Here is a 13,467-nt window from a genome sequence, read left to right as displayed (position 1 = left end):
GGGAGGACGGTGCCGGTGAGCTCGTTCCAGGGGGTCGAGCGCTCGGGGCTGGCCACCGTCAGGCACGGCCTGTCGCTCACGCCGGAGTTCCGCAAGGGGCTGGCCGGGACGCTCGCGCTCGCCGTGGTCGCCACGGCCGGCAAGATCATCGTGCCGATCGCCGTCCAGCAGACCATCGACAGGGGGCTCGAGGGAGCGGCCCCGGACGTGGCCTACATCCGCACCGCCGTGCTGCTGTGCGCCGCGGCTGTGGCGTTCACCGCGCTGTGCGCGTACCTGATGAACGTGCGCCTCTACAAGGCGACCGAGTCCTCTCTCGCCACGCTCAGGGTGCGCGGCTTCCGGCACGTGCACGACCTGTCGGTGCTCACCCAGAACACCGAGCGCCGCGGCGCCCTCGTCTCGCGGGTCACCGGCGACGTCGACCAGATCAGCGTGTTCATGCAGTGGGGCGGGCTGATGATCATCATCGCCCTGGGGCAGCTCCTGGTCGCCACCGGGCTGATGTTCGTCTACTCCTGGCAGCTCGCCCTGGTGGTGTGGGCGTGCTTCCTGCCGCTCATGGTCGTCCTGCCGCGCTTCCAGCGCTGGCTCTCCGGCGCCTACACGCGGGTCCGCGAGCGCACCGGCGACATGCTCTCGGCCGTGAGCGAGTCGGTCGTGGGCGCGGCCGTGATCAGGGCACACGGCTCGGAGGCCCGTACGGCGGAGCGGCTCGACGTCGCGATCGACGCCAACAAGGCGGCGCAGGCCCGCACCCAGCGGATCGTCGCGACCGTGTTCCCGCTGACCGAGATCGTCGCCGCCGTCGCGCTGGCCGCGGTGGTGCTGGTCGGGGTGCGGCTCGGGCTGGCGGGCGACATCACCGAGGGGCGCCTGGTCGCCTTCCTGTTCCTCATCACGCTGTTCGTCTCGCCGATGCAGGTCGCCACCGAGGTGCTCAACGAGGCGCAGAACGCCGTGGCCGGATGGCGGCGCATCCTCGGCGTGCTCGACACCCCCGCCGACGTCGCGGACCCGGGCCAGGACGGTGTCGAGCTGCCGCGCGGTCCCATCTCGGTCTCCTTCGAGGACGTGGGGTTCTCCTATCCCGGAGGGGCGCCGGTGCTGCACGGGGTCTCGGCGCGGATCCCGCCGCGCTCGCGGATCGCGGTGGTGGGGGAGACCGGCTCCGGCAAGACGACCTTCGCCAAGCTGCTCACCCGCCTGATGGACCCGGTCTCCGGGCGGATCACGATCGACGGCCACGACCTGCGCGACGTCCGCTTCTCCTCGCTGCGCAGCCGCATCGTGATGGTGCCGCAGGACGGGTTCCTGTTCGACGGCACCCTGGGGGAGAACATCGGTTTCGGCCGCCCCTCGGCGACCGAGGAGGAGATCCGGCTCGCCATGACCGAGCTGGGGCTCGCCGACTGGCTGGAGGGGCTGCCCGCGGGCCTGTCGACCAGGGTCGGCCAGCGTGGTGAGTCGCTGTCGGCGGGCGAACGCCAGCTCGTCGCGCTCGCCCGCGCCTACCTGGCCGACCCCGACCTGCTGCTGCTCGACGAGGCCACCTCCGCGGTGGACCCGGCGACGGAGGTGCGGCTGGCCCGCGCCCTGGAGGGCGCCACGCGGGGCCGTACCGCCGTCTCCATCGCCCACCGGCTCTCCACCGCCGAGGCGGCGGACGAGGTGTTCGTCTTCGACAAGGGGCGGATCGTGCAGCGCGGCCCGCACGCCGAGCTGGTCCGCGAGCCCGGTGTCTACGCCGACCTGCACGCCTCCTGGGTCTCCTCGGCTCGCTCCTAGGTTTCCGCGCGTGACGCCGATCGACCGGCGTCTCGGGCCGATCCTTCGATGATCTTCTCGAAGGGGTGGGGGCCGACCGTCTCGGGGTCGGCGGCCAGGTCGTAGAGCGGGCTGTATCCGGTCGAGAGATACAGCCCGGCCGCCTCGGGCTGCCGGGGCCCCGTGGTCAGGTAGATCCGGCGGTAGCCCTGCCGTGCGGCCTCCCGCTCCAGTTCCCGTACGACGGCGACCCCCAGGCCGCGTCTGCGGTGACCGGGGTGGGTCCAGATCCGTTTGAACTCGGCGGTCTCCTCGTCGTGACGGAAGAACGCGCCTCCGGCGACGGTCCGCCCGCGCTCGACGAGGATGAGGAACGCGCCGCCGTGTTCCGGGGTGAACCGCTCGTCGGGATAGCGGTTGATCTCGTCGTTGGGACCGTATCGGCCGGTGTACTCGGCGTGCAGGTCCTCCAGGAGCGGTCTGACCGCCGGGTCGCGGACGGCGACGTGCCGTACTTCGAAGGGGGCGATCCTGAGGTGCCCGTCGGTGGCGTGCCCGCTCGGTGCCGGTGGGGCGTGTTTCGTGTACGGGGCGGAGGGCCCCGCGGAGTCGATCGTCACTTCGGCTGCCTCGGCAGGCCGGGCGGGTTGATCTTCGAGGCGGTGAGCGCCTCGTTGTCCAGGCCCCACCGCTTGAGCACCTCGGCGTACTTGCCGTTCTCGATGAGCGTGTCGATCGCCTCGCTGACCGGCTCGACCAGGCCGTTGCCCTTCAGGGTCATCACCGCGATCAGGCCCTCGACCGATCCGCCGCCGGAGAGCGTCCCGACGATCCTGCTGTCACCGCCCACCGCGACCTGGTAGGCGATGGAGGGGTTCGGGCCGAGGTAGGCCTGGACGCGGCCGGACTTCAGCGCGAGCAGGACGTCGCCGTACTTCTGGTAGTACTGGATGTTCGCGGCCTTGAGCCCGGCCTTCTGGTTCTGCGCGTCCCACTCCAGCAGGATCTTCTCCTGGTTGGTGCCGGATCCGACGGAGACGTTCAGTCCGGCGATGTCGGCGGCCTTCTCGATCTTGGTGATCGGGCTGTCCTTGCCCACCTGCCAGGCGAGCTGGTCGACCCGGTAGGTGGCGAAGTCGTAGATGTCCTTGCGCTCCTCCGTCACCGTGACGTTGTTGAGCACCAGGTCATACTTGCCCGACTTGACCGCGAGGAACAGGTTCTCCCATGAGGTGTTCTCCTCCTTCAGCGGCAGGCCCAGCACATCGGAGATCAGGTGGGCGAGGTCGGTCTCCACGCCGATCAGGGTGGTGTCGTCGTCGGCCAGGAACACCAGGGGCGGCGAGCCCTCGCCGTTGAACCCGGCGGTGAGCGAGCCCTTGGCGCGGATCGCCTCGGGGACCTTGGCGGCGATCTCCTCGACCTTGTCGGCGCGGACGCGGTTCTGCTCGGGAGAGGTGTTGATCTTCGCGCCACCGGTCTCCGAGGGGGCGGCGGCGGCCGGAGCTGCCGAGGACGCCGAGGACGCCGAGGACGCCGAGGACACGGTCCTGTCCGTCGTGCCGGACGAGGTCTCGGCACCGCCGCAGGCGGCGGCGAGCAGGAGAGGCAGGGCGGCGACGACTGGGGCGAGTCTCGATATGGGCGACATGTCGGTCCTTGCTGGGATCGGGTGGTGGGGACGGGGCTGCATGAGGGGGTCAGAGGACCTTGCTGAGGAAGAGGCGGGTGCGCTCGTGCCGGGGGGCCTCCAGCACCTCGGCGGGGGTGCCCCGCTCGACGATCCGGCCCTCGTCCATGAAGACGACGGTGTCGGCGATCTCGCGGGCGAAGCCGACCTCGTGGGTGACGACGATCATGGTGGTGCCGCTCCCGGCGAGGCCCTTCACCACGTCGAGCACCTCGCCGACGAGCTCGGGGTCGAGCGCGGACGTCGGCTCGTCGAAGAGGATGACCTTGGGCTCCAGGGCGAGGGCGCGGGCGATGGCCACCCGCTGCTGCTGGCCGCCGGAGAGTTTGCGGGGGTAGGAGTGCGCCTTGTCGGAGAGCCCGACCCGCTCGAGCAGCCGGGTCGCCAGCGCGTCCACCTCCGTCTTCGGCCTGCGCTGGGCCGACAGGGGCGCCTCGGTGACGTTCTGGTGCACGGTCAGGTGCGGGAAGAGGTTGAAGTTCTGGAAGACGAAGCCGATCCGGGTCCGTTGCCGGAGGATCTCGCGCTCGGGCAGCTCGTACAGCCTGTCCCCGGACCTGCGGTAGCCGACCAGTTCGCCGTCGACGCTCACCGACCCGCTGTCCACCTTCTCCAGGTGGTTGACGGTACGCAGAAGCGTGGACTTCCCCGACCCCGAGGGCCCCAGGATCACCGTGACCTCGCCCGGCGCGACCCGCAGGTCGACGCCGCGCAGCACCTCCAGCGACCCGAAGCTCTTGCGCACCCCCCGCAGTTCGACCATCGCGGCGCTCATGCGCGGCCCCTGCCGTAGTGCCGCTCGATGTAGTGCTGCGCGAGGGACATCACGGAGGTCATGGCGAGATACCAGACGGTCGCCACCAGCAGCAGGGCGATCACCCTGCCGTTGCGGTTGTAGATCACCTGGACCTGGTAGGAGAGCTCGGGCAGGGCCATGATGTAGACGACCGAGGTGCCCTTGACCAGGCCGATGACCTCGTTGCCCGCGGTCGGCACGATCGACCGCATGGCCTGCGGCAGGATGATCCGGAACAGCTGCCTGCTCCTGGGGATGCCCAGCGCGGAGGCGGCCTCCCGCTGGCCGTGGTCCACCGAGAGCAGCCCCGCCCGGACGATCTCGGCGGCGTAGGCGGCCTGGTGCAGGGCGAGGCCGAGCGCGGCGGCGGTGACCGGGCCGATCAGGTCCATCGTCCCGATGTCGAAGAAGGCCGGGCCGAACGGCACGCCGAAGGAGATCCTCGGGTACAGCAGGGCGAGGTTGTACCAGAACAGCAACTGCAGGATCAGCGGCACCGATCGGAACAGGGCGATGTAGCCCCAGGCGACCGAGTTGAGCAGCGGGTTTCCCGACAGCCGCATGAGCGCCAGGACCGTGCCGAGCAGGAAACCGAAGACGATTCCCAGCGCGGTCAGCTCCAGCGTGAACACGACCGCCCGCAGCACGGAGGGCGCGAACAGGTACTCCCCGACCACCTCCCACTCCCAGGCGGGATTGGTGAGAAGCGCGCTGACGGCCATGGCGAGCAGCACCGCGACGCCCAGGGCCGCCACCCACCGCCCGGGGTGGCGGGTGGCGACCACCTTCAGGGAGGGCTCGCCGGCCTCGGCGTCCGCCCTGCCGCCCGGGGTTCCGTCGGCGGGGGGAGCGGCGGATCGGATCGCGACGGACCCGCCGGGGGCGGACGCGGGGACGAGACGCGCCCGGCTCCACGCGTACCCGAGAGGCGTGCGCCCCCGGCCGCCCGCCGACGGTGGGGCCTTCGCGACGGCCGCGGGGGAGTCGTGCGTCTCACCGCCGTCGGCGTCTGGAAGTTCGACGGGCATGGCTGAGGCCTTTCTGGCTGGTCGTACCGGGTGGGGCGGGGGCGTGCTCCGCGCGAGGCGGGCGGTGATGTGGGCATGGGTGGGTGCGGCGGAGGCGACGCGCTCGCCTGTCGCCGACCGGAGCCATGGGCTCACGGCATCACTTCAACACACGTTCACAATCCCGTCAAGACCTACTTGTTTAGTAGGTTTTTGTCGAGGTGGATCGCCTCGGAGAAAAAGGGGCGTTCGGGAAGGACTATCCAGCTCAGGGCGCGGTAGAAGCAGGGCGGAGGCGGGCCCCACGTCCGCCCGAGGGAAGGGACCGATGGCGGAGTTGGTTGGCGGGGAGCTGCCGGACGGCCGGTTTCCCGTGGTGAACATTCACGCGGCCCTGGAACGCAGCGACCTGCTCGACGAGCTGGCGGACCTGCGGGTCAACGACGATGACGACGACGACCCCGTCCTGGTCCGCCAGGACGGCAGCCCGGTCGACACCTGGCGGGAGAAGTATCCCTACGACAGGCGGATGGAGCGGGCGGAGTACGACCGGATCAAGCGGCTGCTCCAGATCGAGCTGCTCAAGCTCCAGTACTGGATCAAGGACACCGGGGGACGTCTGGTCGTCCTCTTCGAGGGACGTGACGCCGCGGGCAAGGGCGGCACGATCAAGCGGTTCATGGAGCACCTCAACCCCCGGGGCGCGAACGTGGTGGCGCTGGAGAAGCCGAGCGAGCGCGAGAGCACCCAGTGGTACTTCCAGCGCTACATCTCCCATCTGCCCGCCGCCGGAGAGATGGTCTTCTTCGACCGTTCCTGGTACAACCGCGCCGGGGTCGAGCGGGTGATGCGCTTCTGCACCCCCGAGGAGTATCTGGAGTTCCTGGAACAGGCCCCGGAGTTCGAGCGGATGCTCGTCCGTGACGGCATCCACCTGGTGAAGTTCTGGTTCTCGGTCTCGCGCTCCGAGCAGCGCACCCGGTTCGTGATCCGCCAGGTCGACCCGGTACGGCAGTGGAAGCTGTCGCCGATGGACCTGGAGTCGCTCGACAAGTGGGAGGACTACACCGCCGCCAAGGAGGACATGTTCGTCAACACCGACACGGAGGAGGCCCCGTGGACGGTGATCAAGAGCAATGACAAGAAGCGGGCCAGGATCGAGGCGATGCGCCACCTGCTGAGCCTGTTCGAGTACGAGAACAAGGACCACGAGGTCGTCGGCGTCCCCGACCCCAAGATCGTCGTCCATGCCGCCGACGTCCTCGACGACGACCGCGGCCACTGAGACGACGACCGCCCCCGTTTCCATGTCGGTGCCGGGTCGAGCCGCCCGGACGTCTTCGCCCGCGGCTCGGCCCTCCGGCGCCGGCGGTGCCGTGCTCGTCCTGCCCGCCCACGTGGCCAGGCCGGAGGCCACCCCTCTCCCCTGTTGCGGCACAATTGCCGCATGTCCCTTGACCCCGCCATCGCGGCCCGGCTGAAGCGCACCGCCGACGGGCTGGTTCCCGCCGTCGTCCAGCAGTACGACACCGGCGAGGTGCTCATGCTCGCCTGGATGGACGACGAGGCGCTGCATCGCACGCTCACCACGGGCAGGGCCACCTACTGGTCGCGCAGCCGGGGAGCCTACTGGGTGAAGGGCGACACCTCCGGCCACGTCCAGCACGTCAAGTCCGCCGCGCTCGACTGCGACGGCGACACCGTCCTGCTCAAGGTCGACCAGGTGGGCGCCGCCTGCCACACCGGCGACCGGACCTGCTTCGACGCCGACGAGCTGACGGTGACCCGGGCGTGACGGCGAGGCGGGAGCTGTGGACCTGGCTCGCGGTGTGCGTGGCCGGTGCCGCGCTCGTGCTCCTCGCCGCGGGACGCGACTGGTTCACCGTGACGTACGGCACCCGCGAGGTCGCGGTCTCCGCCGCCGAACTGGTCCCCGCCCTCGGCCCCGGGGCCTGGGCGGCGCTCGCCGCGGTGGTCGCCGTCCTCGCGACGAAAGGCGTGTGGCGCGGGCTCGTCGGAGCGGTGATGGCGCTCGGCGGGGCCGGGATGATCGCCGGTTCCTGGTGGGGAGGCGGCGCGAGCGCCGCGCTGCGGATCTCCGCCGAGCAGGCGCCGCTCTCCGTCGGCTCCACCCCGCAGGTCGCCTCGGCCGTCGTCTGGCCGATCCTCGCCTCCGCGGGAGGGCTTCTGCTGGTCGCCGGGGGAGTGGCGGCGATCGTGCGCGGCGGGCGCTGGCCGGGCATGTCCGGCCGGTACGACCGGCAGGGGGCCGGCCCCGCGGGCGGTACTGCCGCCGCACGCGGTGGTGCCCCCAGCGAGCGGGAGTTGTGGGACGCCCTCGACGAGGGCGTCGACCCGACGACCGGTCCCGACCCCCGCGAACACTGACCTTCGCGAGCCCTTGGGCGGACGGCGGGTTCCGCGCGTTCGCACGGCGTCCGCGGTTCCCGCCGTGTTCCCGGTGTTCCCGGCGCGGGGATCTTCTCATGTCGTTTCGGTGCCCTCCCGCCGTCCGGGGCGGGTGTGCCCCCGGCCACGACTTGCTCACAACGCGCTCGCGAGCGTGAACGGATCGTCTCCTCCTGGGAGTGTTTTCGCTAGGATTTCGCCTGTAACTCGGATAATGGGGAGTCATTCATGAGCTACGGCGATCAGGGTGGCTATGGCCCGCCCCCGAAGGGCGGCGGCTACGGCTCCTCGGGTGGTTATGGCTCTTCGGGCGGTTACGGTTCCGGAGGGTACGGTGCGCCCGGTGGCGGTTACGGGGGGTACGGCGCGCCGCCGCCGCGGGGCAACAACGGCATGGCCATCGCCGCGCTGATCATGGGCATCGCCGGGCTGTTCATCTGCGGACTCCCCTCGATCGTGGGCGCGGTGCTGGGGCACATCTCGCTGGGGCAGATCAGGCGGACGGGCGAGGAGGGGCGGGGCATGGCCGTCGCGGGCCTGGTCCTGTCCTATTTCGGCATCCTGTCCTGGCTGGCGGCGCTGGTGTTCATCTGGGTGATCGGAGCCGGTGCCCTGATCCTCGGTGGCGCCACGGGCTACTGACGCCGACGCTCGCGCCGCCGGTGAGGGGCGCGTGAGTGGGTAAGTAGGGTGGCCGGTGGGGGTGACCAGCGGTGAAGGGTGCTGAAGGACCGTGGTGACGGGGAGGATCGCGGGTTCGCGTGCCGTGGCCGTGCTGGCGCCGCTCGGCACAGCGCTGGCCGCCGGCGCGGCGGTCGCGTTCGTGGGCGCGGTGGACCCCAACGAGCCGGGCCACTACCCGCCCTGCCCGTTCCTGCTGCTCACCGGCCTCTACTGCCCCGGTTGCGGAGGCCTGCGAACGGTGTACGCGCTCGCCCACGGGGACCCCGTGGCGGCCCTGGGGCTCAACCCGCTCGTCGTGCTCATGGTCCCGGTGCTGGTCCTGCTCTGGGGCCGGTGGGCGCTGCGTGCCTGGTCGGTGGGCGGATCGGCCGGAAAATCCGGTGGCGGGCCCGGATGGAAATCCATACGCCCGGTCTACGTGTGGTTATTGCTCGCTTTGATGGTTGTGTTTTGGATAGTGCGAAATCTTCCTTTTGGGGAATTCCTGGCCCCATAGTCACCGATAGGTCTCACCCCGTGGCGGGGCGACCCCGGCCGGGCCGATAGCATCGGCGGAACAAGGGCAGTCGACCGGGAGGGGCCTTACTCGTGAGCGAGCGGAGCGAACGAACCACGGATACGGCGGCGTTCGCGAACCCGGCCCCTGAGCTTCGCGAGGAGGGCAAGTGAGCGTGCTTGAGGAAATCCTCGAAGGAGTCCGCGCCGATCTGGCCGAGCGCCAGGAAAGGGTGACGCTGGCCGAGCTCAAGGAGCGGGCCGGGCGGGCGCCGGCCCCCCGTGACGCGTACGCGGCACTGGGTGGCGACCAGGTGGCGGTGATCGCCGAGGTCAAGCGTTCCAGTCCGTCCAAGGGCGCGCTGGCCGCGATCGCCGACCCCGCCGCGCTGGCCGGTGACTACGAGTCGGGTGGCGCCCACGTCATCAGCGTGCTCACCGAGCGGCACCGCTTCGGCGGCAGCCTCGACGACCTGGCCGCCGTGCGCGCCGTCGTCGACATCCCGGTGCTGCGCAAGGACTTCATCGTCACCTCGTACCAGCTCTGGGAGGCCCGCGCCTACGGCGCCGACCTGGCGCTGCTGATCGTCGCGGCGCTCGACCAGAACGCGCTGGTCTCGCTCATCGAGCGGGCCGAGTCGATCGGGCTCGCCCCGCTGGTCGAGGTGCACACCGAGGAGGAGCTCGACCGGGCGCTCGTCGCCGGAGCCAAGATCATCGGTATCAACGCGCGGAACCTCAAGACCCTTGAGGTCGACCGAGAGGTGTTCACCAAGCTGGCTCCCAAGATCCCCGAGGGCGTCATCAAGATCGCCGAGTCGGGTGTGCGCGGTCCCCACGACCTGCTCGCCTACGCCAGGGCGGGAGCCGACGCCGTCCTGGTCGGCGAGAGCCTGGTGACCGGCAAGGACCCGCGCGCCGCCGTGGTCGACCTGGTCACCGCCGGTGCCCATCCCGCATCCCGACCCGAGGGGCAGTAAGCCAGTGACAACGCACGAGGGAACCGTCATCACCACCGCCGACCTCGCCGGTAACGCCGCCCACGGGAACGACCCGGACATCCACGGCAAGTTCGGGATCTTCGGCGGGCGCTACGTGCCCGAGGCGCTCATCCCCGCGCTGGACGAGGTCGCGGCGGAGTACGACAAGGCGAAGAACGACGTGGCGTTCCTGCGGGAGTTCGACCACCTGCTGCGCACCTACGCCGGGCGGCCGACCACGCTGACCGAGGTCCCCCGCTTCGCGGAGCAGGCGGGTGGCGCCCGGATCATCCTCAAGCGCGAGGACCTGACCCACACCGGCGCCCACAAGATCAACAACGTGCTCGGCCAGGCCCTGCTGACCAAGCGCCTGGGCAAGACGCGGGTGATCGCCGAGACCGGTGCCGGACAGCACGGCGTCGCCACCGCGACCGCCGCCGCCCTGATGGGCCTGGAGTGCGTGATCTACATGGGGGCCGTCGACTGCGAGCGCCAGGCGCTCAACGTCGCCCGAATGAAGCTGCTCGGCGCCACCGTCGTCCCGGTCACCAACGGCAGCCAGACCCTCAAGGACGCCATCAACGAGGCGTTCCGCGACTGGGTCGCCAACGTCGACCGCACCCACTACCTCTTCGGCACCATCGCGGGCCCGCACCCGTTCCCGGAGATCGTCCGCGACTTCGCGCGCATCATCGGCGTCGAGGCTCGCCGCCAGACGCTGGAGCTCACCGGCAGGCTGCCCGACGCGGTCGCCGCGGCCGTCGGCGGGGGATCGAACGCCATCGGCATCTTCCACGCCTTCCTCGACGACCAGGACGTCCAGCTGCACGGTTACGAGGCGGGCGGCCGGGGTCTGGAGAGCGGCGAGCACGCCCTCACCCTCACCGCGGGCTCGGTCGGCGTGCTGCACGGCTCGCGCACCTACGTGCTGCAGGACGAGGAGGGCCAGACGGTCGAGTCGCACTCGATCTCGGCCGGGCTCGACTATCCGGGCGTCGGCCCCGAGCACGCCTGGCTCAAGGACAGCGGTCGCGCCACCTACCACGGCATCACCGACGCCGAGGCGATGGACGCCTTCTCCCTGCTCGCCCGCACCGAGGGCATCATCCCCGCCATCGAGTCCTCGCACGCGCTCGCCGGAGCGCTCAAGCTGGGGCGCGAGATGGGACCCGGGGCGACGATCCTGGTCAACCTCTCCGGCAGGGGCGACAAGGACATGAGCACCGCGATGAAGTACTTCAACCTCTGACACCCCTCTCACGGCCGACTTGCCTCCCCTCTGGCGGGCCGAAGGGGACGAACCGCAACGGAAGCAACGATGACGACTCTTCAGACGGTGTTCGCCAAGGCTAAGGCGGACGACCGCGCCGCCCTCATCGGATACCTGCCCGCCGGGTTCCCCAGCAAGGACGGTGCGATCGCCGTCGCCACCGCCATGGTGGAGGCGGGCTGCGACGTGATCGAGATCGGCCTGCCCTACTCGGACCCCCTGATGGACGGTCCGACGATCCAGGACGCCGTCCACCGGGCGCTGACCAACGGCACCCGTATCGCCGACGTGCTCCGCACGGTCGAGGGTGTGGCCGCCACCGGTGCCGCCACCCTGGTCATGACGTACTGGAACCCGATCGACCGCTACGGTGCCGACCGCTTCGCCAGGGACCTGGCGAACGCGGGCGGGGTGGGCACCATCACGCCCGACCTCACCCCCGAGGAGGCCGGCCCCTGGCGCGAGGCCAGTGCGGGGGCCGGGATCGACACGGTCTTCCTGGTCGCGCCCAGCTCCACCGAGGCCCGCATCAAGGCCGTCGTCGACAGCTGCACCGGTTTCGTCTACGCGGCGTCGCTGATGGGCGTCACCGGCGCCCGCGACTCGGTCGGCGAGGCCGCGCAGGGCCTGGTCGAGCGCACCCGCCCGCACACCTCCCTGCCGGTCTGCGTCGGCCTGGGCGTCGGCACCGGACGGCAGGCCGCGGAGGTCGCGGGTTACGCCGACGGCGTCATCGTGGGCTCGGCGTTCATCCGCCGCGTCCTGGACGCCCCCGACGAGAACTCGGCTCTCGCGTCCGTCCGCGAGCTGGGCGCCGAGCTGGCGGCGGGCGTCCGGGGCTGAGGTCTCTCCCGCAGGGTGCGGTCCCCCTTCCACCGGGACCGCGCCCTGAAGCATGCCTTTCGAACACGCTTATTCGACGCTTATCCAGCTCGTGGTGAGCTTTCCTTCGGATACCTTGCGTTCGCCGGAGACATCCGTGCCCAGGGCGTGGGAGTAGGAGAATGATGCTCGTGACCTCTGAGAAGCCCGCGCCCAATAGGTCGCGTATCGTGATTTCGGCGCTACCCTGGGTAACGACCGTCTCGCGGCTGGTGCTCGCGGGTGTGCTGATCGTCGCGGGTTGGGGCAAGATCGGCACCCCGGTGCTCTCGGTTCAGGCGGTCGAGGCATACGAACTGCTCCCAAAATCGCTCGCCACGGTGGTCGGCTACGGCCTGCCGATCCTGGAGATCGTCGTGGGGGTGTTGCTGGTCGTCGGGCTGCTCACCCGGGCGGCGGGTGTCATCTCGGCACTGCTCATGCTGGCGTTCGTCATCGGGATCGCCTCGGCGTGGGCGCGCGGGCTGCGCATCGACTGCGGCTGCTTCGGCGGCGGCGGTCAGCTGGCGGCCGGGGTGGAGCCCGACTACCTCATCGACATCCTGCGCGACTTCGGTCTCTTCGGACTCGGTGTGATCGTCGCCTGGTTCCCTCCGGGTCGCTTCGCGCTGGACTCCGCCCTGGGGCTCACCCCCGGGCGGGAGCCGTACGACGACCTTGAAAGCGACGACGAGGAGGAGCACCAGGAAAAGGAGACTGACTGATGGGCAAGGCCGCGCGGGACCAGTCGGCGCGTGATCGGATCAAGGCACAGCGCCAGGAGCAGATGCTGAAGGAGAGGCGCAAGCGCATAGCGACCATCACGACGGCCGCCGTGCTCGCGGTCGCCGCCGTCGGGGCGGGCTGGTGGTTCGCCGCGCAGAGCAGCAGGTCCGAGCAGGTCGGCGCCAACCTCGCGCCGATCACCGTCGCCTCCGACGGCTCGGTGGTCATGGCCAAGGCGGGAGTGGAGTCGCCGGTCCTGGACGTCTTCGAGGACTTCCAGTGCCCCGCCTGCAGGGCGCTGGAGGAGACCAGCGGTCCCACGATCAAGAACCTGGCGGCCGAGGGCAAGGCGAAGGTGGTCTACCACCCGATCACGATCTTCCAGGAGCAGACCAACAAGGGCATCACCCGGGGTAACTCCGTGCGGGCCGGGGCGGCCTCCCGCTGCATTCCCGGAGGCGTCGCCTGGAGCAGGTTCCACGACAAGCTGTTCGACGCACAGCCCTCGGAGACCGTGGAAGGCTTCAAGATCCCTGACCTGATCGCCTGGGGCAAGGACGCCGGGGTGACCGATCCCGGCTTCGACAAGTGCGTGACCAGCCAGGAGAAGGCTCCCGAGCACCTCGCCTACAGCACCAAGGTCCTGGAGACCCAGAAGCTCACGGGCACCCCGACGCTGAAGCTCAACGGCACCGAGATGGACACCGGCGTGGCTTTCAAACCGGCCGAGCTACGTCAGGCCGTCCTTGATGCCGCCAAGTAGCCCGGGACACGGTAACGTC

The 13,467-nt window shown here is 70.4% G+C and carries 15 protein-coding genes; 11 read left to right on the top strand and 4 right to left on the bottom strand.

Annotation, left to right across the window (positions count from 1 at the left end; all coding sequences use genetic code 11):
- Positions 1–15: 15 nt before the first annotated feature.
- Complete coding sequence (locus ACFY3D_RS01070; protein WP_389973293.1) at positions 16–1,788, top strand: ABC transporter ATP-binding protein; 1,773 nt, start codon at positions 16–18, stop codon at positions 1,786–1,788.
- Here the strand turns inward: ACFY3D_RS01070 and ACFY3D_RS01065 are convergent.
- Genes ACFY3D_RS01065 through ACFY3D_RS01050 form a run of 4 tightly spaced genes read right to left on the bottom strand, consistent with a single transcriptional unit; the run spans position 1,785 to position 5,281 of the window.
- Positions 1,785–2,387, bottom strand: coding sequence for a GNAT family N-acetyltransferase (locus ACFY3D_RS01065; protein ID WP_389973290.1), 603 nt, complete (start codon positions 2,385–2,387; stop codon positions 1,785–1,787). The genes ACFY3D_RS01070 and ACFY3D_RS01065 overlap by 4 nt on opposite strands.
- Positions 2,384–3,418 carry an ABC transporter substrate-binding protein gene (locus tag ACFY3D_RS01060; RefSeq protein WP_389973287.1) on the bottom strand — a complete coding sequence of 345 codons (1,035 nt, stop codon included), beginning with the start codon at positions 3,416–3,418 and terminating at the stop codon, positions 2,384–2,386. The genes ACFY3D_RS01065 and ACFY3D_RS01060 overlap by 4 nt, the downstream gene beginning before the upstream one ends.
- 49 nt (positions 3,419–3,467) lie before the next feature.
- Entirely contained in the window at positions 3,468–4,232 is a 765-nt protein-coding gene (locus ACFY3D_RS01055; protein ID WP_389973284.1) for an amino acid ABC transporter ATP-binding protein, read from the bottom strand.
- Positions 4,229–5,281 carry an amino acid ABC transporter permease gene (locus ACFY3D_RS01050; RefSeq protein ID WP_389973281.1) on the bottom strand — a complete coding sequence of 351 codons (1,053 nt, stop codon included), beginning with the start codon at positions 5,279–5,281 and terminating at the stop codon, positions 4,229–4,231. Before ACFY3D_RS01050 ends, ACFY3D_RS01055 begins: the two co-directional genes overlap by 4 nt.
- Before the next feature lie 307 nt (positions 5,282–5,588).
- Between ACFY3D_RS01050 and ppk2 the strand changes: the two genes are divergently transcribed.
- The 10 genes from ppk2 (at position 5,589) to ACFY3D_RS01000 (ending at position 13,448) form a co-directional block, all read left to right on the top strand.
- Positions 5,589–6,545, top strand: coding sequence for a polyphosphate kinase 2 (gene ppk2 / locus ACFY3D_RS01045; protein WP_389973278.1), 957 nt, complete (start codon positions 5,589–5,591; stop codon positions 6,543–6,545).
- A 162-nt stretch (positions 6,546–6,707) separates the two neighbouring features.
- Positions 6,708–7,055 (top strand): phosphoribosyl-AMP cyclohydrolase, encoded by a 348-nt coding sequence (gene hisI, locus ACFY3D_RS01040; protein WP_362895313.1) that lies wholly within the window; start codon positions 6,708–6,710, stop codon positions 7,053–7,055.
- Positions 7,052–7,648, top strand: a complete 597-nt coding sequence (locus ACFY3D_RS01035) for a Trp biosynthesis-associated membrane protein (RefSeq protein WP_389973275.1) — start codon at positions 7,052–7,054, stop codon at positions 7,646–7,648. Before hisI ends, ACFY3D_RS01035 begins: the two co-directional genes overlap by 4 nt.
- A 249-nt stretch (positions 7,649–7,897) precedes the next feature.
- Positions 7,898–8,311 carry a DUF4190 domain-containing protein gene (locus ACFY3D_RS01030; RefSeq protein WP_362895309.1) on the top strand — a complete coding sequence of 138 codons (414 nt, stop codon included), beginning with the start codon at positions 7,898–7,900 and terminating at the stop codon, positions 8,309–8,311.
- A gap of 124 nt (positions 8,312–8,435) precedes the next feature.
- Positions 8,436–8,849, top strand: a complete 414-nt coding sequence (locus ACFY3D_RS01025; RefSeq protein ID WP_389973272.1) for a DUF2752 domain-containing protein — start codon at positions 8,436–8,438, stop codon at positions 8,847–8,849.
- Positions 8,850–9,018: 169 nt separating this feature from the next.
- The gene (trpC, locus tag ACFY3D_RS01020) at positions 9,019–9,828 is read left to right on the top strand and encodes an indole-3-glycerol phosphate synthase TrpC (RefSeq protein ID WP_389768802.1); all 810 of its coding nucleotides are present in this window, start codon (positions 9,019–9,021) and stop codon (positions 9,826–9,828) included.
- A 28-nt stretch (positions 9,829–9,856) separates the two neighbouring features.
- Positions 9,857–11,077 (top strand): tryptophan synthase subunit beta, encoded by a 1,221-nt coding sequence (gene trpB / locus ACFY3D_RS01015; RefSeq protein ID WP_389974330.1) that lies wholly within the window; start codon positions 9,857–9,859, stop codon positions 11,075–11,077.
- Between the two features lie 69 nt (positions 11,078–11,146).
- Positions 11,147–11,941, top strand: a complete 795-nt coding sequence (gene trpA / locus ACFY3D_RS01010) for a tryptophan synthase subunit alpha (protein ID WP_350948164.1) — start codon at positions 11,147–11,149, stop codon at positions 11,939–11,941.
- A 209-nt stretch (positions 11,942–12,150) separates the two neighbouring features.
- Positions 12,151–12,684 carry a MauE/DoxX family redox-associated membrane protein gene (locus ACFY3D_RS01005; protein ID WP_350948165.1) on the top strand — a complete coding sequence of 178 codons (534 nt, stop codon included), beginning with the start codon at positions 12,151–12,153 and terminating at the stop codon, positions 12,682–12,684.
- Entirely contained in the window at positions 12,684–13,448 is a 765-nt protein-coding gene (locus tag ACFY3D_RS01000; protein ID WP_389973269.1) for a DsbA family protein, read from the top strand. Before ACFY3D_RS01005 ends, ACFY3D_RS01000 begins: the two co-directional genes overlap by 1 nt.
- Positions 13,449–13,467 lie beyond the last annotated feature (19 nt).

Source organism: Streptosporangium sp. NPDC000509 (assembly GCF_042898365.1).
Lineage (GTDB): Bacteria > Actinomycetota > Actinomycetes > Streptosporangiales > Streptosporangiaceae > Streptosporangium.
This window is presented reverse-complemented; position numbering and strand designations above follow the sequence as displayed.